The organism is Brevundimonas sp. R86498 (assembly GCF_044598075.1).
Classification (GTDB): Bacteria; Pseudomonadota; Alphaproteobacteria; order Caulobacterales; family Caulobacteraceae; genus Brevundimonas.
The window spans coordinates 2,906,996-2,932,188 of sequence record NZ_CP139004.1; the positions used below are offsets into that span (position 1 = coordinate 2,906,996).

Here is a 25,193-nt window from a genome sequence, read left to right on the forward strand (position 1 = left end):
CGTTCAGATAGGTGATGATGGCCTGATTTTAAGGGGCGTCCAGTCACTTGCTGGTGGGTAGCGACGCATTGTCGTCGGCGGCGCGATCGGAACCCCGATCGTGGCAAGCAAAAAGGGCCCCGGCGTTTCCGCCGGGGCCCTTTCGACAGGCTACAAAACTCTTCAGGCTTAACGGGCGGCTTGGAACTTCTCGACGGTCGCGGTGACGCGCTCGTTGATCGGCTTGAAGCTGTCCTTGACCGAGCCGGTCAGGGTCTCGGTCATCCGCGTAACTTCCGAGAGATAGGTTTCCATTGCCGACTTGGCGAAGTTGGTCTGCAGCTCGATCAGTTCCTGGACCGAACGGGCCTGGGCGATCGTCTGGGCGGCGGCGACGCCGTTCTCCCAGCTCGACTTGCTGTAGGACAGCGCCTGGGCCGACAGGGCCTCGACGCCCTTCTGGGCGGCGGTGGCCGAGGCGGTCAGGGCCTCGAGGTTCTGCTTCGACTGCGCCGACAGCTCTGCCAGCGAGGCGGACGTCTTTTCCATGCCCTCGCGCAGGGCCTGGGTTCCGGCGGCCTGAACCTTCTCGGCCTGGGCCTTGAACTGTTCGCCCTGGACCTTGGCGGTCGCGGTGGCCTGATCGACGGTCTTCTTCACGGTCTCTGCACTGTCAGCCATGGTGGTCTCCTGAACCCGGGATAATCGCGGTTGATCCGCGTGAGTGATTCCCGACCCGGGCTTCCCGGGCCGATGTCGGGGATATGGTGCAAGTGCGAACTTGGGTCAAGGCTATTTTGTGCACTGCAACATATGCGCGCGCATCCTTAATTTTCGCCTGTCAGGTTCCCGTCGTTCAAATCCGCGTTGATCTCTGCTTAACCAGAGTGAAACCCGGGAGGCCCATGCTACGGTCCTGGTATGCGGCGCGCCTGGGGGGCCGTCGTCGCGTTACACGATCATGAGGCTTCGCTTGGCGATGTTGCGTCTTCAGTCGATTTCCCTGCGCCGCCTCGTCGCCGCTCTCGTCGCTCTGACCCTGATCGCGCTCGGCGTGACGGGCGCGGCCGGCTGGAACCGCGTCGAGGCCCAGTCCGGCGACAGCAGCCGCTATGCAGCGATCGTCGTTGACGCAGGAACCGGCGAGGTTCTGTTTTCCCGCTATGCCGACGACCGGCGCTTTCCGGCGTCCGTGACCAAGGTGATGACCCTCTATCTGGTGTTCGAGGCCCTGGAGCAGGGCAAGGTCTCGCTGGACGACGTCATCACCGTCTCCCCCAATGCCGCGTCCGAACCGCCTTCCAAGCTGGGACTCGCGGCGGGTCAGACCATCCGGCTGGATGACGCCATGCGCGCCACGGCCGTCCGCTCGGCCAATGACATGGCCATGGTTCTGGCCGAACACGTGGGCGGATCCCAGGCGGGATTCGCGGCCATGATGACCCGCAAGGCCCAGGAGCTGGGCATGACCCGGACCCGCTATTACAACCCCAACGGTCTTCCCGACAGCCGGCAACAGACCACCGCCCGCGATCTGGCGGTCCTCGCCCGCGCCGTGATGCGGGACTATCCGCAGTACTACAGCTATTTCGGCCAGCACGACTGGGCCTACCAGGGGCGCGGCTACCGCAACACCAATGGTTTGCTGCATTCCGGCAATGGCTATGACGGCATGAAGACCGGCTTCACCAATGCCTCGGGCTATAACCTGATGGCTTCCGCCGTCCGTGATGACCGTCGCATTATCACCATCGTGCTCGGCGGACGTTCCAGCGCCACCCGCAACAGCCACGTGGCCGAGCTGATGGACACGGGCTTCGAGCTTGAGCGCCGTCGCGCCGGCGGGGAACGCATTCTGGTGGCCCAGGCCTTCTTCGAGCAACGCGGATTCGGAATATCCACATCCGACAATGACGCGCCGGTGGCCTATGCCGACCTGGGCAGCACGCCGGTCACCGAGCGCGAGGAAGGCATGGGCTCCAGCGCCGTCGCCTATACCGCCCTCCCGGCCGCTGCGCCGCCGGCCGTGATGGTCGCCGCGGCTCCCGTCGTCGCCGCGCGCGCCGCCCCGGTGCCACCGCCGGCCGCCGCAACGCCGGTCCGCACGGCCCAGACGAGTTCCGCGCCGCGCACGGGCAGTCTGACCGCCAGCCTGAACAGCGGCGTCGCGGGCGCGACGACTCTCGATCGCGGCGCGGTCGCCAACCCGCCGCCCCCTCCCCGCGCGACGGCCGCGGTCGCCAACCCGCCGGCCGGCCGCTGGTCGGTCCAGGTCGGGGCTTTCCGCGACGAGACCGTGGCCCGCAACTGGGTGAACGAGGTCAATCGTCGCTTCCGCGCCCAGTTCACCAGCGCGGAACGTACCGTGGCCAGCGCCGCTGGATGGCACCGCTCCCGGTTTACTGGCCTGTCCCAGGCCGGGGCCGAGGCGGCCTGTTCGGCTCTGGCCGAGCGCCGTGTCACCTGCATGGTCGTCCGCCCGGGCAACTGACGCCCTCTCGCAATCGGGGCCTCCCGGCGCTACATCCGCTGCCAGTCAGCAGAGAGCGTCCCCATGTCCGATCCCGTCGTCATCGTCGCCTTCGCCCGCACACCCATGGGCGGCTTTCAGGGGGCCTTCAACGGGGTGAAGGCCACCGAACTGGGGGCCACGGCGGTCAAGGCCGCCGTCGACCGGGCCGGTGTCGAGCCATCTCGGATCGAGCAGATCTATATGGGCTGCGTCCTGCCGGCCGGCCTCGGCCAGGCTCCGGCGCGCCAGGCTGCTATCGGCGCCGGCCTCGGGCTCCATGTCGAGGCCACCACGGTCAACAAGATGTGCGGCTCGGGTCTGCAGGCCGTGATGATGGCCGCCGACACCCTGGCTGCCGGCAGCGCCGACCTGATCGTCGCGGGTGGCATGGAGTCCATGACCGGGGCACCTTACCTGATGACCAAGCACCGCGGCGGTGCCCGGATCGGCCACGATGTCCTCGTCGACAGCATGTATATGGACGGCCTTGAGGACGCCTATACGCCCGGCAAACTGATGGGCAATTTCGCCGAGGACTCGGCCCAGACGTACCAGTTCAGCCGCGAGGACCAGGACGCCTATGCGCTGGAGAGCCTGCGCCGCGCCTTGGCCGCCATCGAAACCGGAGCCTTCGAGGCCGAGATCACGCCGGTCGAGGTCGCAGGCCGCAAGGGCACCGTCACGGTCAGCCAGGACGAACAGCCCGGCAAGGCCATGCCCGAGAAGATTCCGACCCTGAAGCCAGCCTTCAGCAAGGACGGCACCATCACCGCCGCCAACGCCAGCTCCATCAGCGACGGGGCCGCCGCCCTTGTCCTGACGCGCGAGAGTGTCGCCAAGGCCATGAACCTGCCGGTCATCGCCCGGATCGTCAGCCACGCGGCCCACGCCCATGAGCCCGGCCTGTTCACAACTGCGCCGGTGCCGGCGATGCAAAAGGCCCTGAAAAAGGCGGGCTGGTCGGTCGAGGACGTCGACCTGTGGGAGATCAACGAGGCCTTCGCCGTCGTGCCCATGATCGCGATGCGCGAAATGGGTATCGATCACGCACGGCTGAACGTGAACGGCGGGGCAACCGCGCTCGGCCATCCCATCGGGGCCTCCGGGGCCCGGGTCCTGACCACATTGATCGCGGCCCTGCAGGCGCGCGGCAAGTCAAAGGGCGTGGCCAGTCTGTGCATCGGCGGCGGCGAGGCCGTAGCCATGGCGGTGGAGCTGGCATGACCCTGGATCGTCGCACCCTGCTGGGCGTGGGGGCACTGGCCGCCTCCGCACCGGCCCTCCCCCGCCAGGGCGCGGTTGCCCCGCCGGATCCAGGCGAGACGATCCATCTCTGGCCCGCCGGCGCGCCGGGCGGCGAAGGCGTCACCGTCACCCCGATCGTGCCGGAACGCTCGACCGACCCCGCCTTTCACGACCGCTATGCCCAGTACACCACAGACCCGATCCTGACGGTGTTCCGGCCCGCGCGACCCGACGGCTCGGCCCTGCTGCTGATCCCCGGCGGCGGCTATCGCTATGCCGTTCTGGACAAGGAAGGCCACGACGTCGCCCGCGTCTTCGCCGCGACCGGTAGCACCTGTTTCGTTTTGCGCTATCGCCTCCCGGCCGATGGCTGGGCCGCCGGTCCGAACGCCCCGCTCCAGGACGCTCAGCGGGCGCTGCGGCTGATCCGGGCGAAGGCGGCGGACTACGGCATTGATCCCGCCCGGATCGCCAGTCTGGGTGCCTCGGCCGGCGGCCATCTCGCCGGCCTGCTCGCCGCGCGCCGCGACGCGACCTATGCCGCTGTGGACGCAGCCGACGCCGCATCCTTCCGGCCGGACCTGAACATCCTGCTCTATCCGGTTGTCACCCTGGCCGATCCATTCGCCCATGTCGGCTCGCGCACCCACTTGTTGGGGCCCTCGGCCACGCCGGAGCAGATCACGGCCTGGTCGCTGGACCGGATGGACTGGACCGGTGTCGCCCCGACCGTCCTGATCCATGCGCTCGACGATGCCGCCGTGCCGCCCGAGAACAGCCTGCAACTGCTGACCACCCTGCGCACCGCCGGGGTCCACAGCGAGGCTCATCTGTTTCAGGAAGGCGGCCACGGCTTCGGCATTCGCCTTATCGCCGGCAAGCCTGCGGCCGTCTGGCCCGATCTGGTCAGGGCCTTCGGTCGCCGCTCCGGCTGGCTCAACGGTTGACCGGACGCGGCCCGGCCGGTCTGGGGACCGGCCGCCGGCGCGGCTCCTGCAGCAGTTGCGCCAGCCCGGCCGCCCCCGTCATCAGAACAATCATCGGGCCCTCGCTTAGTTGAGAATCGTTCGCATGTTGCGCGACGCAGGGGCCAATGGCAAGCGTGTCGCCGGCGGCTTTCCTCAAGGACCACGACCATGCGAACCGACGGCAAACTGGACTATCTGGAACTGCCCGCTCTCGAACTGCCCGGAACCAAAGCCTTCTATACTGCGGCTTTCGGCTGGGCCTTTCAGGACTATGGCCCGAGCTATGCCGCCTTCGATGAAGGCCTCGACGGGGGCTTCGACTCCGACCCGGAGAAATCGGCGGCCCCCCTCCCCATCCTCTATGCCCAGGACCTCGAGGCCATGCAGGTCAGGGTCGAAACGGCCGGCGGGCAGATCGTCCGGCCCATCTATGCCTTCCCCGGCGGCCGCCGCTTCCACTTCCGCGACCCGTCCGGCAACGAACTCGCCGTCTGGTCCGAGGCCGGATGAAGGACTGCGGCACCTGCGGCCTGTGCTGCAAGCTGATGGGGGTCACGGCCCTGCAGAAGCCTGCCGGCCGCTGGTGCCGCCATTTCGGCAAGACCACGGGCTGCGCCATCTATGCGGACCGGCCATCAGACTGCCGCGTGTTCAACTGCCTGTGGCTGCTGACCGAGGCTCTGGAAGAGGTCTGGAAGCCCTCGGTCGCCGGCTTCGTGCTGCATTCCGAACAGGGCGGAGCCCGGTTGATCGTGGAATGCGACGCCGCCCGCCCCCACGACTGGCGGCGCGAGCCCTATGAGGCCCAGCTGCGCCGCTGGGCGGCGTCCGGGGACCTGGAGGTGCTGGTCTTCGCCGGTCAGCGTGGCCTGCGGCTGGGGGCCACCGACTCGCCGGTCCGCAGGGTCTAGCGGGGATCCACCGACTGGCCGACGCGCTCGGCCAGGGCCCGGTCGGTTCCCTCGACGCTGGTGATCCAGACATGGATCTCCTGGGGCTCCGTCGTCCGGGTGAACAGGTGCTCCAGCGCCACCCGGCGTCCGCCCTCGACCGCAACGACGGACGCGCGCCCTCCGGCGTCGACCATGTCCCCGCTGTAGATCGGGAACTGGGCCGCCGGCCCGGCATAGACCATCACCAGCGGCTGCTCGCCCCTCCGGACCGTCCAGATGTTGAAGTTCGGTCCGGGGCGTCCCGCCGTGACGCTGAGCCCCGCCGGCAGGTCGATCGCAAACGGCAGGGCCGCGATCGCCGGGGCGTCGAGGACGGTCATTGTCGGGGCGGGCGCGGCGACGGGAGCGGCTACAGGAGCCGGATCTGGGGCTGGGGCCGGTGCGGGTGTCGGCGCAGAGACTGATACTGGCGCTCGCGCGGGGGCCGGCAAGGGGGTCGCGGTGGCCGTCGGTGCGGGGGCTGGTGTACGCACGGGCGCAGCCGCGGGGGCCGCGACGGTCCTGGGCGGCGAAACGGCGGGAGCGGGTGTGGGTCGCACGGCCGGCGCAGTCACAGGGGGTGTCACCCCCGCAGGAGCCGTCACGGGGGCAGTTCGTACCGGAGCGACGGTCGCGGGCACAACGGCGGGACCGGGCGCGGCGGCCGGGGGGACAGCGACGGGCACCACCGCCGAAGGCGGGGCCGAGTTCAGGCTGCGGGTGATGGCGCTACCGGCGGGGGCAGACGGAGCCGTCTGGGTCTGGCCGGACCCGGCAAGCACAAGGGCGGAAAGCAGAACGAGATGCGACATGAGGCAGAGCATCGCCGCTCAGCCCATGAACGGCAAGCTTCTCAGCACATAGGCCACGACCGCGACGCTGGCCGATCCGGCCAGACACAGGCCGGCGAACCACAGAAGCTTCTTCCACAGCGGGCCGGTGTCCTCGCCCGGCTGCGGCGGGGGAACGGGGTCAATGATGATAGCCGGCCTCCTCGTCGATCTTGCCGCGGAACACCCAGTAGACCCAGCCGGTATAGGCCAGGATCAGGGGCAGGATGGCCGCCGTCCCCACTAGCATCAGCCCCAGCGCATTGTCCGGGGCCGCCGCCTGACGAAAGTCCAGCGCATAGGGCACGACATAGGGGGCAAACCCGACCGCCAGCCCCAGATAGCCCGACAGGAACACCAGAATGGCTCCCACGAACGGCCACCGGTGCGAGCCCCTGCGTGACATCACCCAGACCAGGGCGAGGCCCGCCAGTCCCAGCAGGGGGATAGGCAGCAGGGGCAGAAGGATGGATGGATCCAGCGCGAAACCGTCGCCGAGATCAAAGCCCCAGCGCGCCGCCACCCGGGGATGGATCATCAGCGTGGCGATACTCACCGCCACCAGAAGACCCGTCACCACCACGACGGAAACACTGGTCCAGCGTTTGGCGTCGCCGTGCAGATTGTCTTTCGTCTTCATCATCAGCCAGGCCCCGCCCAGCAGGGCGTATCCGGCCACCAGGCCCGCCGCGACCAGCAGCGTATAGGGCGTGAACCAGTCGAACGGTCCGCCGGCGAAACGGTCCTCGCGCACCGTGACGCCCTGGATGAAGCCCCCCAGTACGAGGCCCTGGGCCACGGCCGTAAGGATGGAGCCGCCGGAGAACATCTGGGTCCAGAATTTGCGCCCGCGGTTCCGGGCCCGGAACCGGAACTCGAACGCCACGCCCCTCAGGATCAGCCCCGCCAGCATCAGCAGGATGGGCAGATAAAGGGCCGGCATCAGCACCGAATAGGCCAGCGGGAACGCCGCCAGCAGCCCCCCGCCCCCCAGCACCAGCCAGGTTCTCGTTGCCGTCCCAGACGGGGGCGATGGTGTTCATCATCACATCGCGCTCTTCCTTCGATCTGGCGAAGGGAAACAGGATGCCGATGCCCAGATCGAAGCCGTCCAGCGTCACATAAAGCAGCACGGCGACGGCGATCAGCCCGGCCCAGATCAGTTGCAGGTCGAGGTTCATGACGCCGCTCCACGCAGGCCGCCGGGGCCGGAATCATCGGGGGTATCGTCGTCAGGCGAGGTGTCCTCGGGGGCCTTGGCCATGGGCGTGCCGGGCGGGCGCTGCCCGCGCGGGGCCGGCTCGGCCTTCGCCGCGATCGGTCCCTCGGCCATCAGGCGCAGGATGAAGATCGCTCCGGCCGTAAACACGATCGAATAGACCACGATATAGGCGATCAGGGAGGTCGCGACCTGGCTGGCGATCACAGGCGAGACCGCATCACGCGTCCTCAGCACATCATAGACGACCCAGGGCTGACGCCCGACCTCGGTCACCATCCAGCCGGCCAGCACGGCCAGGAACCCCGACGGGCCCATGGCCACGGCGAAACGCAGGAACCACGGGCTGTCGAAGATCCGCTTCCTCCAGATCAGCACCGCGCCCCACAGGCCCAGGCCGATCATCAGTATCCCCAATCCGACCATGATCCGGAAGCCGAAGAAGGGGATGAAGGGCGGCGGCTGATCCTCCCGCGCGTAGCTGTCGAGGCCCTTGATCACCTCATCCTTCGGGACGCCCTGAATCAGGTTGCCGACGCCGGGGATGGAGACCTGGAAATGGTTCTTCTGGGCCTCGCGGTCCGGGATGCCGAACAGATGCAGCGGCTGGTCGGCCCGGGTCTCCCAATAGCCCTCGATCGCGGCTGTCTTGGCCGGCTGGTATTTGTGCGTGACCTCGCCCGAGGCGTGGCCGACGACCAGCTGCAACGGGGCCAGAACCGCGAGCAGACCCACGGCCATGACGAGGCTGATCCGGCTCTCGGTCCAACCCTCGGTCCTGACCCCGGCGGCACGCTCTTTCAGCAGCCGGTAGGCCGAGGCCGCCCCGACCACCAGACCCGTGGTGATGAAGGCCGCCAGCAGCATGTGGGCCAGCCGGGTCGGCAGGCTGGGGTTGAAGATCACCGCCATATAGTCGACGGCTTCGAAGGTGCCGTCGGCCATCATCTGGAACCCTTGCGGGGTCTGCATCCAGCTGTTGGCCGACAGGATCCAGAAGGCCGAGATGGTCGTGCCGACCGCCACCAGCACGGTCGAGGCGAAGTGGAGTTTGGGCCCCACCTTCTTCCACCCGAACAGCATGACGCCCAGGAACGAGGCCTCGAGGAAGAAGGCCGTCAGAACCTCATAGGCCAACAGGGGCCCGATCACCCCGCCGGTCAGGCGGATGAACTCGGACCAGTTGGTGCCGAACTGATAGCTCAGCACCACGCCCGACACGACGCCCATGCCGAAGCTGAGGGCGAAGATTTTCACCCAGAACAGGTACAGGGTCTTGAAGGCCTCGCGCTTCGTCCAGAGCCACAGCCCCTCCAGCACGGCCAGAAAGGCCGCCAGCCCGATGGTGAAGGCCGGGAACAGGATGTGGAAGGCGATGGTGAAGGCGAACTGCAGGCGCGACAGCAGCAGGGCGTCGAGATCCACGGGCGTGTTCCTCCTCAGGACTACGGTCCAGACCTACGCCCCGCCCTCCCGGCCGTCCACCTGAAGCGGTTTCCCGCGACGCTCAGTCACACACTTTCAGTATTTTTATAAGTGAACTTCAGGCGACGGGAAGTTCGATCCAGAACGTCGAACCCTGCCCGAGGACGGAGTTGACTCCGATATAACCGCCCTGCAATTCGATCAGGCGCTTGGCCAGCGCCAGACCGATGCCATGGCCTTCGACCGCCGAACGCTCGAGACCCAGCCGATTGAACGGTTCGAACAGCTGGCTCAGCTTTTCGGGCGCAAGGCCCGGCCCGCGGTCAATCACCTCAATCCGCACACCGTCATGCACCCGATGCGCCCGGAACGTCACCTCACCGCCTGCAGCAGCATATTTCACCGCATTGGTCGCCAGGTTGTCGATCACCTGCGACAGCCGCTGTGAATTGGCGATGGCGACCAGGCCGTCACCTTCGCAGATGACCTTGAGCGCCAGCGACCTCGCCTCGGGACGCAGGGCGGTGGCGCGGCGGACATCCTCGAGGACCCCGCGGACATCGGTGGGCCGCAGCTCGACCCGAACGGCCCCGGACTCGGCGCGCGCGACGTCCAGCAGGTCATGGGACAGGGCCTCGACCTGACGGGCGGTCTTGACCAGCATGCCGGCCATCTCCGTCTGCGTCGGGGTGACCGGCCCCAGCTGGCCGCTCAGCCACAGGTCCCCGATGCCGATGATGCCGGCGACGGGACTCTTGATTTCGTGGGCCACATTGGCCAGCAGGCGGGACTTGGCCGCAGAGGCCTCTTCGGCCCGAACCTGTCCCGCCCGGGCCCGCGCCGACAGACGGTCGCGCTCCTCCAGAAGCGAGGCCACCAGGATGATCGGCACGAATCCGAAAAGGATGGCCAGTTGGGTGAACAGGGCCCGCTCCGCCGTGTCCGTTATCACCTCGCTCCAGGGGCCGGCGCCGATGCGGACGGCACAAATGGCGGAGACAGACACGATGACGAGCGCTGCCGTCACGCCGAGCACCCGCAGTCGGGCCGCGATCAGGATCAGCATCGGGACAAGGGCAAAGCCGAGAGGCAGGTCCGAGAAAAAATAGATCGAGCCGCACATGGCCGCGAGCAGACCGAACAGCAAAAGCGTCTCGGCCCCGCGCCACGGACTCCACAAGGCCCGGATCGCGCGACGGTCGAGAGACAGGACGAAGGGGGTGATGACGGCCAGACCCAGGGCATGGCCGAACCACCACGTCTGGAAACTTATCAGGAACGGGGCACCGCGCATCAGATACAGGCCCGTGGCCACGATCAGGGCGCCGGCGATCGGCGCCACGGCCGCGGCCCAGAAGATGAACCGGCAGGCCCCGTTGACGGTGGCCAGATTCAGGGTCGGGGCGAACCGCCGGGCCAGGGCCACGGCCAGACTGACCTCGACCATATTGGCGAGCGTAAACATGACCGCCGTACTGGGATTGTTGCGGCCCAGAAACTGGCCGGCCAGAACCCCGAAGGCGATAATGGCACCGAAGCTGATGTCATATCCCGGGCCCCGGCCGCTCCGCAGCCAGACCCCGACCGCAAGCGCATTCGCGGCCCACAGGGCCGCAACCAGATCCGCCGTGCGGAAGGTGCTGATGGCAATGAGGGTCAGCAGGGTCACGCCCGCCGCGGTCGCCATCGGGACCAGGGGGCGAGCAAACAGGTCGACCGCGCTGGTCAGGCGATAGGGACGACTTAGCGTCGACGCAGCATCGCCGATATCAGTGTCGCTCGGAATGATCGCACGGCTGGAGATCATGAAAAAGAGAAGCTTCTATGCTGAACTGACCCCAGAGTTGCACACGCTTCCTAATATCCCCTGAAGTCAGCCTCCCGCTGAGCAAACGGCGCTGAACGCCCGCACAGCGGCCTCGGCACCGTCGGCAAACCCCCACACCCCATGGCTTACGGCGAGAAAATCCGCGCCGGCTCTGACCAGCGGGGCCGCATTGTCCACCGTGATCCCGCCGATGGCGACCGACGGGATGACCATGGTCTCCTGCCAGATGGTCAGGATGTCAGGCTCCGGCCGATGCTCCGTGGCCTTGGTTGCGGTCGGATAGAAGGCCCCGAAGGCGACATAGTCCGCGCCGGCCTCCGCCGCCTCCATCCCCAGATGCCGGCTGTCATGGCAGGTGACACCGATCATGGCGGACGGGCCCATCAGCCGGCGTGCCGACGCCACCGGGGCGTCCCCCTGCCCCACATGCACCCCGTCGCATCCGAGCGCCGCCGCCAGATCCGGACGGTCATTCAGGATAACGGCCACGCCGCGTTGCTGGGCCAGCGGGGCCAGCCGCTGCACGGCGGCGGTGATCATCGTGTCATCGGCAGGCTTGAGCCGGATTTGCAGCGCCGCGACTGGCCCCGCGTCCAGCGCCCGTTCCAGGACGGCGGCAAAGGCCTCAAGGTCCTCAAGGACCGGTGGGGTGATGAGGTACAGCTGACAGGCGGGGGCGGACATGTCCGGCAGGTGCGACGCCCGGACGGCTGCGTCAACCCGCCCGATTGCGAACGCGTTGCAATCGCCCTGACAGCTGCTATGGAGAACCAGTCGCAACAACTGGCCGGAGCCCACGCGTGTACGTCTGCAACTGCAACGGCCTTCGCCAGCGTGACGTTGCCCGCGCGATCGAGGCCGGGGCCACCCGCCCCCGCGACGTCTTCGCCCGCCACCAGTGCGCCGCCCAGTGCGCCAAATGCGTCTGCGAAATGCGCCAGATGATCGAGGACAGCCGCCAGTCCCTGGCCCTCGCCGCCGAGTAGGCCGGCGAGAGAGTTTCAGCTTATCACTCGCAATATCAATGTGTTGAAAAACGCTCGCAAATGACCGCCGGTCGGTTTGCCATGCTAATATGACCTGCGGATCGGCTGGATCCGCACGATGCGAACGAAAGACGACGACATGAAGGGCGACCCCGCGATCCTCCGCACGCTGAACGCGGTGCTGACCAACGAGCTGACGGCCGTGAACCAGTATTTCCTGCACGCCCGCATGTTCGAGAGCTGGGGTCTGCGCCACATGGGCGAGATCATCTACCAGGAATCAATCGGCGAGATGAAACACGCCGACAAGCTGATCAAGCGCATCCTGTTCCTCGACGGCCTGCCCAACATGCAGGACCTGCACAAGCTCAAGATCGGCGAGAGCGCGATCGAATGCCTTGGGGCCGATCTTCAGCTTGAGATCGACGGCCGCGCCGCCCAGCTGGCCGCCATCACCCAGTGCGAGGCCGGCCACGACTTCGTCAGCCGCCAGATCCTGATGGAAATCCTGTCGGACACCGAGGAGCACATCGACTTCCTCGAGGCCCAGTTCAAGCTGATCGAGCAGCTGGGCGAGCAGAACTATCTGCAGTCCGCCATGACCGAGATCCAGCCGGACAAGTCCGCCACGGGCGGGTGATCGTCAGATCACCTCCCGCCGGCTGAGGTGGGCGATGGCGGCCGCAAGCGCGACCAGTCCCAGCCCGCACCCCAGCCCCAGAGCGGTGTTCACCCGCCACGCCTCGGTCGCCAGCATGTTGACCGGCATCTGCCACGGGAAGAACACGCCCTGTTTAGCGGCCGTCGCGACCACCGAGAAGAAAGTGCCGCCGATCCCGATCGCCAGCGCCGGCACGAAGCTTGAGAACCGCATGGCGATCCAGAACTGGATGGCGATCATCAGGATGGCCGCCAGCAGCACCTTGCCCAGCAGGATCGCCTGTCCGGTGAGGTCGAACACGCCGGTTGGGGCCACCGCCGGCTTGAGGGTGGCGGCGAGGTTCACCGCGCCCCAGGTCAGCAGCAGGTTCAGGACGCTCATGGCCGCCACGACCCCGAGCACGCAGACCGCCTTGGCCGCATAGAGCTTCCAGCGCGCCATCGGCAGGGCCCGCAGATGATCCCATGCCCGGGGACCGTGCTCCATATGGGCCACCAGCGCTGTCAGGGCCGTGACACTCATGGGCAGCATGAAGAAGGCCCAGATGGCCGCCGCCCCTTGCGTGTACATCTCCCACGGTTGGGGCTTCTCCCCGCGCAGCATGTTGAAGAACACGAAAATGGCGATCAGCGTCGGCGCAGCCAGCGCCAGCAGCAGGGCCAGCGAGCGGTTCAGCTTGCGCAGTTCGACGGCGAGGACCACGGGCATCAGACAGTCTCCGGTTGGCGGGCCGCCGCGGACGGCGCGGTCACAGTGCGGTAGAGGCCCTCGAGCGACGGACTGCGCGGGCCGATGGCGAACACCTGCACCCCTGCCTCGACCAGATCGCGGTTCAGGGCGGCGGTGGCGGTGTCGTGATCGATCCCGGGTCTCAGCCGGGCGACCAGCCCGCCCCCCTCCTCGCGAATCGTCAGGTCCCGGGTCCTCAGCAACGCCGTGGCGCGCGCGGCATCATCGACCCGTAGCCCGATCTCGGGGGCCATCTCCGCCTTCAGTCGGGCCAGCTCCCCCTCCAGCACCAGCCGCCCGTCGTTGACGATGCCGATATGGGTCGCGGTCTGTTCGATCTCGCCCAGCAGGTGGCTGGACAGCAGCACGGTCGCCCCGGTCCGTTCCGGCAGGGACTTCAGAAAGCCCCGCATGTCGGCGATCCCGTCCGGGTCCAGCCCGTTCGTCGGCTCATCCAGGATCAGAACCGGCGGGGCTCCCAGCATGGCCCGGGCGAGTCCCAGCCTCTGGCGCATGCCCAGCGAATAGTCCGACACGCGGCGCTGGGCATTGTCGGTCAGGTCCACCACCTCCAGCACCCGGTCGATCTCGGACGCGGCCAGCCCCAGCAGGGTCCGGGTCAGGTCGAGGTTCTCGCGTCCGGTCAGATTGCCGTAGAAGCCGTGCGCCTCCAGCAGGGCCCCAACCTTGCGCGCTGCACCGATCCTGTCGCGGGCGACATCGATGCCGCAGACCCGCGCCGCGCCGGCCGTCGGCTTCAACAGGCCCAGCAGCATCTTCAGCGTCGTGGTCTTGCCCGCGCCATTGCGCCCGAGAAAGCCATAGATCGCGCCTTCGGGCACCCGCAGCGACAGCCGATCCACGGCCAGATGCCGGCCGAACCGGCGTGTCAGCGCCTCTGTCTCCACAGCCTCGACCATTGCCCCGCCCCGCGTCGTTTAACTCTTACATAAAGTTGCGGAGCGGCGATCTTTAAGTCAAGATTAAAGATCAGACAGGATCATGCCCCCATGCCGACCTCCGACCTCACCCGTTTCCGCCGCTTGTGCGGCCAGTTCCGCTGGCTGGCCGTGTTCATGGTCTGCAGCGTCGGGGCCATACTGATCCTGATGTATGTCATCGCCCCTGCCGTCACGGCGGCGCGCGGCACGCTCCCGGCGGAAACCGATTCTCCCGATCTGCTGGAGCGGGCCATCTGGGCGACCCCCACACTGTTCTATCTCTATGCCGTCTGGGCGATCGGAGCGGCGCTGGGACAGGTCTCGAAAGGCCGGCTGATCCAGCCCACCCTGTCGCGTGCCCTGCGGCACGTCGGCATTGCGCTGGGCCTGGGCGGCCTGCTCAGCGTCTTCGGCATCACCAACATCACTCGCCTCATCGGCGGCTATCAGGCCGGGTTCGCCTATTTCGACGTGGCCGGCATGACCCTGGGCATGATCGGCGGGGCGCTGTTCCTGCTGGGTCGCGTCATCGACCAGGCCGGGGTCCTCCAGTCAGAGTTGGACCAGATCATCTGATGCCGGTCCGCGTGACGCTCGACGCCCTGATCGTGGCCCGGGGTCTCAAGGCCCGCGACCTCGCCACCGAGATCGGCCTCAGCGAGACCCAGCTGTCCCTGTTCCGCTCCGGCAAGGTCAAGGGCATCCGCTTCTCGACCCTGGCCCGGATGTGCGCCGCCCTCGGCTGCCGGCCCGGCGACCTGCTGGACTACGACAGCGACCCCGCCGACCTCGACCCGGCCGACGATCCGGAGGCCTGAGCCGGAACCCCGCGGCAGCGCGGCCATTTCCCCTTCTGCTGAAGGAGAAGCCGATGACCGACATCGAAGACCGCCTCGACGACGTGCGCGACGCCACCGCCGACTTCCTCAATGCTGGCGAACGCGGCCCCGGCCACGTCGCCCTTGGCGTGGCCGTCACGGCGGGTTTCGCCCTGCTGGCCACCTTCCTCGCCACCCGGACTGTCGCGCCGCAGCCGCGCACCCTGTCCGAGGTTCAGGATGATGAGGCCCCGGTGACGGAGCGGCCGCGCGGAGCCTTCAGCCTCGTCCTGCCCGCCGTCTTCTCCGCCACCACACTCTCGGCCGTCCGCGTCTGGAACGCCCCCTCGCGGCCCGAACGCACCCGGGCCCTCACTTTGTGGGCCGGAGCCCAGGCCGTCAGCGCTGTCTGGATCGCCCTTCGACCCTCCGGCCGGTCGCTGCAGATCGCCGCGGCCATGACCTCGGCCGGCCTCGCCGCCGCCTTCGCCCATGAGGCCCGCAAGCTGGACACCCGCGCCGGCAAGATGGCCTCACCCGACGGGTCCGGCATCCGTCTCGGCAATATGATCGACCGCAAGGCGGGATCCACCCTGTCGCACTGACCGGCCGGCCCTCCGCTTCCCGGGTCGCCTTGCTCTCCGGACCGGCTTCCTCTACGGATCGCGCCCGATTTCGCGCGCCGAGACGGCTGCGCTTCCAACCCCCGGTTCATCCATGGCGAAAATCAACGGCAACACCATCAAGCCCGGCATGGTGCTTGAGCACAACAAGGGCCTGTGGGTCGTCACCAAGGCCAGCCACGTCAAGCCCGGCAAGGGCGGGGCCTTCGCCAACGTCGAGGCCAAGAACCTCGAGACCGGCAACAAGCTGAACGAACGTTTCCGTTCGGAAGACAAGGTCGAGCGCGTCACCCTCGAGCAGAAGGAATTCTCCTATCTGTACGAGCAGGGCGACGCCCTGGTGTTCATGGACGACGAGACCTACGAACAGACCGAACTGCAAAAGGACTGGGTCGGCGAGGACCGCGTCGCCTATCTGCAGGACGGCATGAAGGTCACCATCGAAATGCACGAGGGCCGGCCGATCGGCCTGAGCCTGCCCGACCAGGTGACCCTGACCGTCGCCGAGACCGAGCCCACCGTGAAGGGCCAGACCGCCTCGTCTTCCTACAAGCCCGCCATGGCCGACAACGGCGTGCGCATCATGATCCCGCCCTATATGTCCGCCGGCGAGCGCATCGTCGTCGACACCACCACCGGCGAATACGTCCGCCGCGCCGAGTAGAGGCGTGGCTGGTGGTTGGTGACGGGTGGCTGCTGCGACGAGCGCAGCGTTCAACCGTCACGAAACACGTCGAAGCCACAAGCCACCAATCACCAGCCACCCGGCTGACCCCCACATCGTAAAGCACCCCCTCCCATGGCCCTCGCCTCCGCCCTCGTCTCCGTCATCATCGACGCGGTCCGCAAGACGGCCCGACCCATGCTGCGCGACTTCGGCGAGGTCGCCCAGCTGCAGGTGTCGCGCAAGGGGCCCGGCGACTTCGTCACCGCCGCCGACATCAAGGCCGAGGACACGCTCTACGAACTGCTGATGAAGGCCCGCCCCGGCTACGGCTTCCTCGGCGAGGAGCGCGGCATGATCGAGGGGACCGACAAGTCCCACACCTGGATCGTCGACCCGATCGACGGCACCACCAACTTCATGCACGCCATGCCCCATTTCGCCATCACGGTGGGGCTGCAGCGCTATGCGCCCGACGGATCGTCCGAGATCGTCGCCGGCGTCACCTACAATCCGATCATGAACGAGCTGTTCTGGGCCGAGAAGGGCAAGGGCTGCTATCTCAACGACCAGCGCATCCGCGTCGCCGGACGGCGCGACCTGTCGGAAAGCCTGATCGCCACCGGCCTGCCCTTCATCGGCAAGTCGGGCCACGCCCAGTCGATCAAGGACATCCACGCCATCGGCCAGCGCGTCGCCGGCATCCGCCGCCTCGGCTCGGCCGCCCTGGACTTCGCCTGGGTCGCCTGCGGCCGCTACGACGCCTACTATGAGCGCAATCTCAAGCCCTGGGACGTGGCGGCCGGGATCCTGTTCGTCACCGAGGCCGGGGGCAGCGTCACGACCATCGAGCCCGACGGCGACCCCAAGACCGGCGTCTCCATCCTCGCCTCCAACACCGAACTGCATCCGCAGCTCCGCAAGGTGTTGAACGCGTCGTAAGGCATTCTCCCTCCCCTTCAGGGGAGGGTGGTCTGAGCGCAGCGAAGACCGGGTGGGGGCGGCAAGGCGACCCGGACACAGGTCTGTGCGACCTTTCCCGGCCGCCCCCACCCGGTCGCTGCGCGACCCCCCTCCCCGGAACGGGGAGGGATACGAAGCTTCACAGCCCCGTCACCGTCGGCCCCTACCCTCCCGGCATGATCCGGTTCATCCTTGCGGCCCTCATGCTGGCTGCCACCCCCGCCGCCGCCCAGACCGCGGCCCATCCCCTTGTCATCGCCCACCGCGGCGCGTCCGGTGAGCGCCCCGAGCACACCCGCGCGGCCTATGACCTCGCCATCGACCAGGGCGCGGACTTCATAGAGCCCGATCTCGTCATGACCCGCGACGGCCAGCTGGTGGTCCGGCACGAGAACGAGATCTCCGAGACGACCGACGTCGCCGACCACCCCGCCTTCGCCGACCGCCGCACGACCCGCACCATCGACGGCATGGCGGTCACCGGCTGGTTCACCGAGGACTTCACCCTCGCCGAGCTGAAGACCCTGCGCGCCCGCGAGCGCCTGCCGTCGCTGCGCCCCGGCAACACCGCCTTCACCGATGAAGCGCTGCTGACCTTTGACGAGGTCATCGCCATCGCCCGCGCCGGCAGCGCCCGCACCGGCCGGACCATCGGCCTCGCTCCCGAGCTGAAACACCCGACCCATTTCGCCGCCGCCGGCCTGCCGATGGAGGCCGCCGTCTCTGCCGTCCTCACCGCCCATGGCCTCGCGGCCGCCGACAGCCCGGTCATGGTCCAGTGTTTCGAGGTCGCCTGCCTGCGGACCCTGAACGGAATGATCGAGGCCCCGCTCCTGCAGCTGATGTCGCCGCTGGGCGGGCCGGCCGACGCACCGGATCTCACCTACGCCGCCATGGCCACGCCCGAAGGCCTCGCGGAGATCGCCACCTATGCCGATGCCATCGCAGTCGAGACGTCCATGATCATCCCCCGCACCGTCTCGGGCGCGTCCGGCGAACCCACGGCCCTGATCGCCGACGCCCATGCCGCCGGGCTCAAGGTCGTGGCCTGGACCTTCCGGGCCGAGGACGTGTTCCTCCCCGCCGACTATCGCGGCGACCTGACGGGGTGGATCCAGCGGTTCTACGCTCTGGGCATCGACGCCGTGTTCAGCGATTTCCCGGGCGTAGCGGTCGAAGCGCGGGACTGAACCATCCGAGCGGTCTCCTCCCCATGCGCGGAGGCGCATGGGGAGGAGACGCGAGATCACCCCTCCCGGAACTGCAGTTCCGCCAACCGGGCGTACAGACCGCCCTTCGCCACCAGTTCGTGGTGCGTGCCTTCCTCGACCGCGACGCCGTTGTCCATGACCACGATCCGGTCCGCGCGCAGCACCGTGGCCAGCCGGTGGGCGATCACCAGCGTCGTGCGGCCCTCCATGGCCTGATCCAGCGCCGCCTGCACCAGCCGCTCGTTCTCGGCGTCCAGCGCACTGGTCGCCTCGTCCAGCAACAGGATGGGCGCGTCGCGGACCAGAGCCCGGGCGATGGCCAGCCTCTGCCGCTGTCCGCCCGACAGGCTCTTGCCGCGCTCGCCCAGCGGGGTGGCGAAGCCTTCGGGCAGGGCCTCGATGAAGCCAAGGGCCTGGGCCTCCGTCGCGGCCTCGCGCACCTCATCCTCGCCGGCAGCCTCGCGGCCGAAGCGGATGTTCTCCAGCGCCGATCCCGAGAACAGCGGGGCCTCCTGCGACACCCAGGCGAAGCGTCCGCGCACCTCGGCCGGATCGGCGGTGCGCACATCCACGCCATCGACGCTGACCGCCCCGTCCTGCGGATCATAGAAGCGCAGCAGCAGTCGGAAGACGGTCGACTTGCCGGCCCCGGACGGCCCGACCAGGGCCACCGTCTCGCCCGGCCGCACGGTCAGGTCGAACCCCTTCAGGGCCGGGAGGTCGGGTCGTCCCGGATAGGCGAACCGCACCCCGGCCATGGCCACACGCCCCTCGGGCGGGCTGGGCAGGGCCACCGGATGCTCGGGCGCACCAATGGAGGCCTTCGCCCGCATCAGCTCATCGATCCGCGCCATGGCCCCTGAGGCCTTCTGCACGTCGCCCCAGCTCTCGCCCAGGGCTCCGACCGCCCCGGCCGTGAACACCGACAGCAGCACGAACTGCAACAGGGCCCCCGGCGTCATGGTCCCGCGCGCCACGTCCTGGGCCCCCAGCCAGAGCACCAGGGTGACCCCGCCGAAGACCACAACGATGACCACCGCCGTCATCCAGGCCCGGGCCCGCATCCGCACGAGAGAGACGCCAAAGGCCTCCTCCACCACGCTGCCAAAGCGCGTGACCGCGCTCTGCACGCGGCCAAAAGCCTGCACCGTCTCGATGGCATCGACGCTCTCGCCGGCGAAGCCCACGGCATTGGCGAACCGGTCTTGCGACCGCACCGTCAGCTTGCGCACCGACCGGCCGAACAGGAAGATCGGCGCGATCAGGATCGGCGCGGTCAGCAGCACCAGCCCGGTCAGCTTGGGGCTGACGATGAACAGCAGGGCCACGCCCCCGATCAGGGTCAGCAGATTGCGCAGGGCGAACGACACCGAGGTCGTCAGCAGGGTCTCCACCAGGGCAATGTCGGTGGTCAGGCGACTGAGGACTTCCCCGGTCCGCATCCGCGCGAAGAAGGACGGGTCCAGCGTCAGGATGCGGTCGAACAGACCCTTTCTCAGGTCCGCGATCATCCGCTCGCCGGTCTTGGTGACGTAGAAGTAGCGGACGGCCGTGGCGACCCCCAGCAGGACGGCGTTCAGCCCCAGGAAGATGAACCAGCGGTCGATATCGCGCCCGCCATTCTCGAACCCGTGGTCGATGGCTCCGCGCGCCGTCGCCGTCAGCCCGAGGGAGGCCGCGGTCGAGCCCAGCAGCCAGAATCCCGCGATCAGGGCATCGACCTTGTGCTGCATCAGATAGGGCCACAGCCGCAGCAGCGGCCGCACATCCCTGGCCTTCTCGCGGCGGGCTCCGGCCTCGCCCATCTGTTCGATCAGGACGGCTCCGGCCCCGGGACGACCGGTGGCCTCCGCCGGAGCCGGGGCGGGATCATGGGTCGGCGTTGCAGTGGTCATGCGCGGCTCTTGCCCCGGATCGCCCTGCGGTGTAAACGCCGCCGCTCATTCCCGCCGGAGCGTCTGGCGGGATTTCTCATTTTCGCGCACCGACGGTCGGCATCGTCATCGCGCAGAGGCCGGACCGAGACCATGAAAGCGGATACGCACCCCGACTACCACTTCATCACCGTCACCCTGACCGACGGTTCGACCTACAAGACCCGGTCGACCTACGGCAAGGAAGGCGACACGCTGAACCTCGACATCGATCCGTCGACCCACCCGGCCTGGACCGGTGGCAACCAGCAGCTGATGGACCGCGGCGGCCGCGTTTCGCGCTTCAACAACAAGTTCGGCGGCTTCATCAAGAAGTGAGGCCCGCAGCACCTGCGACCGTCGGTCGCGATCGGTGCGGCAAAGACATCACGAAGAGCGCCGGTCCTGCGACCGGCGCTTTTTGTTTGTCTACAACGTCGATAATGTCGGGCAGTTCGACGCCGGGGCATGGACACCGGGTTCCGCGCGGTGTCGAACGAAGGCGAAGACGACGATGAATCGACGCGAACTCACACTCGGGGTGGCCCTCTCGGCGGTCACGGGTCCGGCCCTGGCCGCACAGACCCGTCCGCAACAGGCCGTGGCCGCCCCACCCAGCGCCTGGTACGCCGCCTTCAGCGATCAGCTGTCACGCCTGCCCGCAACGATCCAGCCCGATGTCCGTACCCTCTATGAGCTCAACGGCTGGCGTCCGATCTGGACCGCCGACCGCCTGCGTCGGCTGAACGAGGCGGCGACCCGGGCCGAGCGTCATGGTCTGTCCAGCGCCGACTTCTTCGATTTCGTCGGCTTCGCCGCCGATCCCGACAGCGCCGACGTCCGGACCACGGCCGCAGCCCTGACCTATGCCCGGGTCCTGGCCGAGGGCCGGGTCCGCCCGGAGACGGTCGAGGATCTGTGGGAGATGCAGAAGAACCGCGTCGACCTGCCCGCCGGCTTCAACGATGCCCTGATGCGGAACCGGATCGTCGAATGGTTCGAGGAGCTGGCCCCCACCGACATCGGCTATGCCAACCTGTCTGCTGGCTACATCCGCTACCGACGGCTGATTCGTGACGGCGGCTGGCCCGTTTTCCCGGCCCGGCCCGGCACGCTGGAACCCTTTGCCAGCGATACCCGCATCCCGGCGCTCATCGCCCGCCTGGTGGCCGAGGGCGATCTGCCCGCCGCCGACGGCGCTCGTCTGACCGCCGAGGGCCTGGTCTACGGGGCCGAGCTGCAGGCAGCCGTCCGGGGCTTCCAGACCCGCCATGGTCTCGCCGCCGATGGTCGCATCGGGCCCGGCACCCAAAGCTCGCTCGGTGCCTCGGCCGAGGACCGCGCCCGTCAGATCGCCCTCAACCTGGAACGCCGCCGCTGGCTCAAGCGCGACCTCAATCCCGAGCGGATCGAGGTCAACACCGCCGCTGCCATCATGGTCTACTGGAAGGACGGCCGGCCGGTGCATTCGAACCGCGTCGTCGTCGGCTCGCCCGCCAACCAGACGCCCAGCCTCGAGAAGCCGTTCGCCTCGGTCGTGGCCAACCCGCCCTGGTATGTCCCCGCCGGCATCGCCCGGCGCGAGATCCTGCCGCGCGGCCCCGACTATCTGGCCAGCCAGAACATGTACATCTCCAACGGCACGGTCATCCAGCGGGCCGGTCCGCAGGCTGCGCTCGGCTATGTGAAGTTCGAGCTGCGCGACAGCTATGCCATCTTCCTGCACGACACACCGTCCAAGGCCGCCTTCAACCTGTCCATGCGCCAGCGCTCGCACGGCTGCGTCCGCGTCCAGAACGCGGTCGAGTTCGCCCGCCTGCTGCTGTCGCCGGACCCGACCCTGCTCGGGCAGTTCGACGACGCCCAGGCCAGCCGCGAGACCAAGCGGATCCAGACGGGCCGCGAGATCAGCGTGCGCCTGCTGTACTGGACCGCCTTCGTCGATGGTCAGGGCCGGGTCGCCTTCCGGGAGGACGTCTACAGCCGCGACCAGCGGCTGGCCCAGGCCCTCGGCATCGCCGTCAGCCTGCCGACGGTGATCAGCGACGGCCGCACCGACGCCGACGACGTCGGGCCGTAGCGCCCGGCCTACTCCCGGAAGGCCGCTTCCAGCCGTCCCATCTGGCTCAGAACCGGATTCGCGTCCGGCTCGGGCGCGTCGTCCAGATACATGCGACGGTCCAGATACAGGACCCGATCGTACAGTTTCTCGGCCCGGACCAGATATTCGACCAGGGCCATGGGAATCTCGGGATGGCCGGGCTCGGCCTCTGCCTTGCGCTCGCCGAGGCGGTAGCGGGTGTCGCAGGCCGCTTCCGGGGTCATGTCGCCTTCGCGCACCGCGCGCTGCACCAGCAACCACGAGGCCACCTGCATCAGCCGGGTGGTCAGCTTCATGCTCTCGCCCGCATAGGCAAGGGCGGCCGAGCGCGACAGCAGCTTGGAATCCCGACGCCCCTCCCCGTCCAGATAGGCTGCGGTCTCCTCGACCAGCTCCATGCCTTCCTGAAAGGTCCGCTCAAACAGTTCGGAGCGCGCGAAATCCCGGATTTCGCCGGCGCGGGACACCCGCGCCGCCTGTTCCTGTCCGGGCTCGTCCTCGGTGGCCATCAACTCAACCATACTCATCGTGACACGGATGTTCCGCTGAACCGTCGGGCCGGATCGGCACCGCAGGCTTGCAGCCTGCAACCGCCATGCCACGGAACGGCCGCGGGCGGAACCGCATCAGGGTCTGAAGTTGAACAGGGCGTCGGCCGCCGACTTCTTGGCCGCCTTGGCCGCGAGCGCCGTCCGCACCCGTGTGATCTCCGCCTCCAGCGCCTCGATCCGCTCGCCCAGTTCCTCGACGGCGTACAGATCCAGGTCCTCGCGCCCCAGCGCCGTCAGGGCCGCCCCGCGCTGCGGTCGCGGATCAAGATCGTCGAACGTCATCCTCGCCTCCTTGGCCAGACCCCCGGACACCCCCATTTACGCGCCCGGACACGGACGATTGCAAGACCAGGAGCCAGACATGCAGGCCATCGAGATCGAGGGCGGCTCAGGCCCCGCCGAAGCCCTTCGACTGGCGGAGCGTCCGGATCCCGTGGCAGGACCGGGCCAGATCGGCATCCGCGTCCGCGCGGCCGGCGTCAACCGGCCCGATCTCCTGCAGCGGGCCGGGGCCTACCCGCCCCCTCCGGGGGCCTCCGACATCCTCGGGCTGGAAGTGGCCGGCGAGGTCGATCAGGTCGGGCCCGGCGTCACCCGCTGGCGCGTGGGGGACCGGGTCTGCGCCCTGCTGGGAGGCGGCGGCTATGCCGAACGCGCCGTCGTCGACGCCCGCCATGCCCTGCCGGTTCCGGAGGGTCTCGATTTCATCCAGGCCGCCGCCCTGCCCGAGACCGTCTTCACCGTCTTCGCCAATGTCTTCGAGGCCGGCGGGCTGAAGGCCGGCGAAACCCTGCTGGTGCACGGGGCGACCTCGGGGATCGGGGTCACGGCGATCCAGATGGCCCGCGCCGCCGGGGCCCGGGTCATCGCCACCTCCCGCACCGCCGCCAAGGCCCGTGCCGCCCTGGACCTCGGGGCCGACGTCAGCCTCGACGCCTCGCAGGGAGACCTCACGGCGCAGATCGCTGCCGCCGGCGGGGCCGATGTCGTGCTCGATATGGTCGGCGCCGCCTATGCCGGGATCAATCTGGAGGCCCTGAAGCCGGGCGGGCGGTGGGTCGTGATCGCCACCCTGACCGGAGCCCTCGCCGAGGTGGACCTGCTGCGGCTCATGATGAAGGCCGTAACCCTGACCGGATCAACATTGCGCCGGCGCTCCGCCGACGAAAAGGCCCGTCTGGCCGCCGCGATCGAGGCCACGGCCTGGCCCTGGGTGGTGTCCGGCGCGGTCCGCCCGCCGGTCGAGGCGACCTTCCCCCTCGCCGAAGCGAAACTCGCCCACCTCCGGCTGGAGGCGGGCGAGCATGTCGGCAAGATCGTACTGACGACCGACGCGATCCGGGGGTGAGGCCTCCGGGGCCATGGCCCCGGCGCGGGCCCTACCAGTTGTTCCGACGCGCCGGACGCAGCGACGAGATGCTGTCGTTCATGCCAAAACGGCTGAGATTGCGCACATTCTCGGTGAAGACCTGGCACTGGCCGCGGAACTCGGCATCGGTGCAGGCCTCCCACGCGCCGCGGAACTCCATCGAGCTGATGGTGTCGTTGAAGCCGCTGCTGCCGAGGTTGTAGACCTCGCCCCGGAAGGTCTGTGACCCGCCGCCGAAATTGGCGTCCCGATAGACGGTGATGGTGTCGCGACCGTTGCCGCCGCCGTTGTTCCCACCCCAGCCGCCGTTGTTGCCGCCCCAACCCCCGCCGCTGTTTCCACCGCCGTTGTTGTTGCCGCGCTCATACTCGCCGCGCACGCCGTGGCAGACCAGCAGGCCATTGTCGTTGCCGATATCGCTGGACGCGCAGGGTGCCAGCTCGATCGAGGTCGGGCGCGTGTTGCTCGCCCGGTCACGGCAGTCGGCATACAGCCGGCCCTGGTTCACATAGGCCCCCGAACAGCTCTGGGCATAGCTGCCACGCGGCGCGGCGCGCGACTGGGCCTCGGCCGACTGCGGCGCGGCGGCAAGGCCGGCTGTGGCCAGAACGGCTCCGGCAGCGAAAATGGCGATCGTCTTCATGGTACCCTCCAACTGTTCCTCACGGCGTCTGAACGCCTGCGATATCACACTGTCCATCAGCCAGTATGAACCTTGGCTGTAT

At 68.3% G+C, this 25,193-nt stretch carries 28 protein-coding genes and 1 pseudogene; 16 read left to right on the forward strand and 13 right to left on the reverse strand.

Translation table 11 applies throughout. The features are described 5' to 3' along the window. Positions 1 to 168: 168 nt before the first annotated feature. A complete protein-coding gene (locus SJY26_RS14275; protein ID WP_396593667.1) occupies positions 169 to 660 on the reverse strand; it encodes a phasin family protein in 492 nt (163 codons plus the stop codon). A gap of 298 nt (positions 661 to 958) precedes the next feature. Between SJY26_RS14275 and SJY26_RS14280 the strand changes: the two genes are divergently transcribed. The 5 genes from SJY26_RS14280 to SJY26_RS14300 all read left to right on the forward strand — a co-directional run bounded on the left by SJY26_RS14280 (position 959) and on the right by SJY26_RS14300 (position 5,615). Then, complete coding sequence (locus tag SJY26_RS14280; protein ID WP_396595772.1) at positions 959 to 2,470, forward strand: D-alanyl-D-alanine carboxypeptidase; 1,512 nt, start codon at positions 959 to 961, stop codon at positions 2,468 to 2,470. Positions 2,471 to 2,533: 63 nt separating this feature from the next. Next, positions 2,534 to 3,715 carry a thiolase family protein gene (locus SJY26_RS14285; RefSeq protein WP_396593668.1) on the forward strand — a complete coding sequence of 394 codons (1,182 nt, stop codon included), beginning with the start codon at positions 2,534 to 2,536 and terminating at the stop codon, positions 3,713 to 3,715. Then, positions 3,712 to 4,683 carry an alpha/beta hydrolase gene (locus tag SJY26_RS14290; protein ID WP_396593669.1) on the forward strand — a complete coding sequence of 324 codons (972 nt, stop codon included), beginning with the start codon at positions 3,712 to 3,714 and terminating at the stop codon, positions 4,681 to 4,683. Before SJY26_RS14285 ends, SJY26_RS14290 begins: the two co-directional genes overlap by 4 nt. A 189-nt stretch (positions 4,684 to 4,872) precedes the next feature. Then, on the forward strand, positions 4,873 to 5,214 hold the full coding sequence (locus SJY26_RS14295) for a VOC family protein (RefSeq protein WP_396593670.1): 342 nt from the start codon (positions 4,873 to 4,875) through the stop codon (positions 5,212 to 5,214). After that, entirely contained in the window at positions 5,211 to 5,615 is a 405-nt protein-coding gene (locus SJY26_RS14300; RefSeq protein WP_396593671.1) for a YkgJ family cysteine cluster protein, read from the forward strand. Before SJY26_RS14295 ends, SJY26_RS14300 begins: the two co-directional genes overlap by 4 nt. Here the strand turns inward: SJY26_RS14300 and SJY26_RS14305 are convergent. The 6 genes and pseudogenes from SJY26_RS14305 to thiE form a co-directional block, all read right to left on the reverse strand. Further along, positions 5,612 to 5,977 carry a hypothetical protein gene (locus SJY26_RS14305; RefSeq protein WP_396593672.1) on the reverse strand — a complete coding sequence of 122 codons (366 nt, stop codon included), beginning with the start codon at positions 5,975 to 5,977 and terminating at the stop codon, positions 5,612 to 5,614. The two genes, SJY26_RS14300 and SJY26_RS14305, sit on opposite strands and share 4 nt — an antisense overlap. 631 nt (positions 5,978 to 6,608) lie before the next feature. Beyond that, positions 6,609 to 7,463: a cytochrome d ubiquinol oxidase subunit II gene (locus SJY26_RS14310; protein WP_396593673.1), complete on the reverse strand. Its 855-nt coding sequence runs from the start codon at positions 7,461 to 7,463 to the stop codon at positions 6,609 to 6,611. A 70-nt stretch (positions 7,464 to 7,533) separates the two neighbouring features. Beyond that, positions 7,534 to 7,647, reverse strand: a pseudogene (locus tag SJY26_RS14315) (cytochrome d ubiquinol oxidase subunit II); the annotation flags it as partial. Further along, the gene (locus SJY26_RS14320; protein ID WP_396593674.1) at positions 7,644 to 9,110 is read right to left on the reverse strand and encodes a cytochrome ubiquinol oxidase subunit I; all 1,467 of its coding nucleotides are present in this window, start codon (positions 9,108 to 9,110) and stop codon (positions 7,644 to 7,646) included. The gene SJY26_RS14320 and the pseudogene SJY26_RS14315, both read right to left, overlap by 4 nt. Before the next feature lie 118 nt (positions 9,111 to 9,228). Beyond that, on the reverse strand, positions 9,229 to 10,917 hold the full coding sequence (locus SJY26_RS14325) for an ATP-binding protein (RefSeq protein WP_396593675.1): 1,689 nt from the start codon (positions 10,915 to 10,917) through the stop codon (positions 9,229 to 9,231). Positions 10,918 to 10,983: 66 nt separating this feature from the next. Next, positions 10,984 to 11,622: a thiamine phosphate synthase gene (thiE, locus tag SJY26_RS14330; protein WP_396593676.1), complete on the reverse strand. Its 639-nt coding sequence runs from the start codon at positions 11,620 to 11,622 to the stop codon at positions 10,984 to 10,986. 116 nt (positions 11,623 to 11,738) lie between these two features. Here thiE and SJY26_RS14335 point away from each other — a divergent pair, with 116 nt between their 5' ends. Together SJY26_RS14335 and bfr are read left to right on the forward strand one after the other, a co-directional pair. Beyond that, the gene (locus SJY26_RS14335) at positions 11,739 to 11,924 is read left to right on the forward strand and encodes a bacterioferritin-associated ferredoxin (RefSeq protein ID WP_396593677.1); all 186 of its coding nucleotides are present in this window, start codon (positions 11,739 to 11,741) and stop codon (positions 11,922 to 11,924) included. A gap of 139 nt (positions 11,925 to 12,063) precedes the next feature. After that, positions 12,064 to 12,564, forward strand: a complete 501-nt coding sequence (gene bfr / locus SJY26_RS14340) for a bacterioferritin (protein WP_396595773.1) — start codon at positions 12,064 to 12,066, stop codon at positions 12,562 to 12,564. Between the two features lie 3 nt (positions 12,565 to 12,567). Here bfr and SJY26_RS14345 read toward each other — a convergent pair whose 3' ends face one another. Together SJY26_RS14345 and SJY26_RS14350 are read right to left on the reverse strand one after the other, a co-directional pair. Beyond that, a complete protein-coding gene (locus tag SJY26_RS14345; protein ID WP_396593678.1) occupies positions 12,568 to 13,293 on the reverse strand; it encodes an ABC transporter permease in 726 nt (241 codons plus the stop codon). Then, complete coding sequence (locus tag SJY26_RS14350) at positions 13,293 to 14,234, reverse strand: ABC transporter ATP-binding protein (RefSeq protein WP_396593679.1); 942 nt, start codon at positions 14,232 to 14,234, stop codon at positions 13,293 to 13,295. Before SJY26_RS14350 ends, SJY26_RS14345 begins: the two co-directional genes overlap by 1 nt. Positions 14,235 to 14,324: 90 nt before the next feature. Between SJY26_RS14350 and SJY26_RS14355 the strand changes: the two genes are divergently transcribed. From SJY26_RS14355 to SJY26_RS14380, 6 genes are all read left to right on the forward strand, one after another. Continuing rightward, positions 14,325 to 14,831: a DUF2975 domain-containing protein gene (locus SJY26_RS14355; protein ID WP_396593680.1), complete on the forward strand. Its 507-nt coding sequence runs from the start codon at positions 14,325 to 14,327 to the stop codon at positions 14,829 to 14,831. Next, positions 14,831 to 15,073 (forward strand): helix-turn-helix domain-containing protein, encoded by a 243-nt coding sequence (locus SJY26_RS14360; RefSeq protein WP_396593681.1) that lies wholly within the window; start codon positions 14,831 to 14,833, stop codon positions 15,071 to 15,073. Before SJY26_RS14355 ends, SJY26_RS14360 begins: the two co-directional genes overlap by 1 nt. A 53-nt stretch (positions 15,074 to 15,126) precedes the next feature. Then, positions 15,127 to 15,678 carry a tryptophan-rich sensory protein gene (locus SJY26_RS14365; RefSeq protein ID WP_396593682.1) on the forward strand — a complete coding sequence of 184 codons (552 nt, stop codon included), beginning with the start codon at positions 15,127 to 15,129 and terminating at the stop codon, positions 15,676 to 15,678. 112 nt (positions 15,679 to 15,790) lie between these two features. Beyond that, entirely contained in the window at positions 15,791 to 16,360 is a 570-nt protein-coding gene (efp, locus tag SJY26_RS14370; RefSeq protein ID WP_396593683.1) for an elongation factor P, read from the forward strand. 135 nt (positions 16,361 to 16,495) lie between these two features. After that, on the forward strand, positions 16,496 to 17,302 hold the full coding sequence (locus tag SJY26_RS14375; protein ID WP_396593684.1) for an inositol monophosphatase family protein: 807 nt from the start codon (positions 16,496 to 16,498) through the stop codon (positions 17,300 to 17,302). Positions 17,303 to 17,499: 197 nt separating this feature from the next. Then, entirely contained in the window at positions 17,500 to 18,513 is a 1,014-nt protein-coding gene (locus SJY26_RS14380; RefSeq protein WP_396593685.1) for a glycerophosphodiester phosphodiesterase, read from the forward strand. A 56-nt stretch (positions 18,514 to 18,569) separates the two neighbouring features. On the opposite strand, the gene SJY26_RS14385 is transcribed toward SJY26_RS14380, so the two are convergent. Continuing rightward, the gene (locus tag SJY26_RS14385) at positions 18,570 to 20,429 is read right to left on the reverse strand and encodes an ABC transporter transmembrane domain-containing protein (RefSeq protein WP_396593686.1); all 1,860 of its coding nucleotides are present in this window, start codon (positions 20,427 to 20,429) and stop codon (positions 18,570 to 18,572) included. A 132-nt stretch (positions 20,430 to 20,561) separates the two neighbouring features. On the opposite strand from SJY26_RS14385, the gene rpmE reads away from it, so the two are divergent. Then, complete coding sequence (gene rpmE, locus SJY26_RS14390; protein ID WP_305640874.1) at positions 20,562 to 20,786, forward strand: 50S ribosomal protein L31; 225 nt, start codon at positions 20,562 to 20,564, stop codon at positions 20,784 to 20,786. A gap of 175 nt (positions 20,787 to 20,961) precedes the next feature. Beyond that, on the forward strand, positions 20,962 to 22,527 hold the full coding sequence (locus SJY26_RS14395; RefSeq protein ID WP_396593687.1) for a murein L,D-transpeptidase: 1,566 nt from the start codon (positions 20,962 to 20,964) through the stop codon (positions 22,525 to 22,527). 8 nt (positions 22,528 to 22,535) lie between these two features. On the opposite strand, the gene SJY26_RS14400 is transcribed toward SJY26_RS14395, so the two are convergent. Both SJY26_RS14400 and SJY26_RS14405 read right to left on the reverse strand, forming a co-directional pair. Beyond that, positions 22,536 to 23,069 (reverse strand): DUF1465 family protein, encoded by a 534-nt coding sequence (locus SJY26_RS14400; RefSeq protein ID WP_396595774.1) that lies wholly within the window; start codon positions 23,067 to 23,069, stop codon positions 22,536 to 22,538. Between the two features lie 105 nt (positions 23,070 to 23,174). Next, positions 23,175 to 23,381 carry a DUF1192 family protein gene (locus SJY26_RS14405; protein ID WP_396593688.1) on the reverse strand — a complete coding sequence of 69 codons (207 nt, stop codon included), beginning with the start codon at positions 23,379 to 23,381 and terminating at the stop codon, positions 23,175 to 23,177. 79 nt (positions 23,382 to 23,460) lie between these two features. Here SJY26_RS14405 and SJY26_RS14410 point away from each other — a divergent pair, with 79 nt between their 5' ends. Continuing rightward, complete coding sequence (locus SJY26_RS14410; RefSeq protein ID WP_396593689.1) at positions 23,461 to 24,447, forward strand: NAD(P)H-quinone oxidoreductase; 987 nt, start codon at positions 23,461 to 23,463, stop codon at positions 24,445 to 24,447. Between the two features lie 31 nt (positions 24,448 to 24,478). Here SJY26_RS14410 and SJY26_RS14415 read toward each other — a convergent pair whose 3' ends face one another. Further along, positions 24,479 to 25,111, reverse strand: coding sequence for a beta/gamma crystallin-related protein (locus SJY26_RS14415; RefSeq protein WP_396593690.1), 633 nt, complete (start codon positions 25,109 to 25,111; stop codon positions 24,479 to 24,481). Between the last annotated feature and the right edge of the window lie 82 nt (positions 25,112 to 25,193).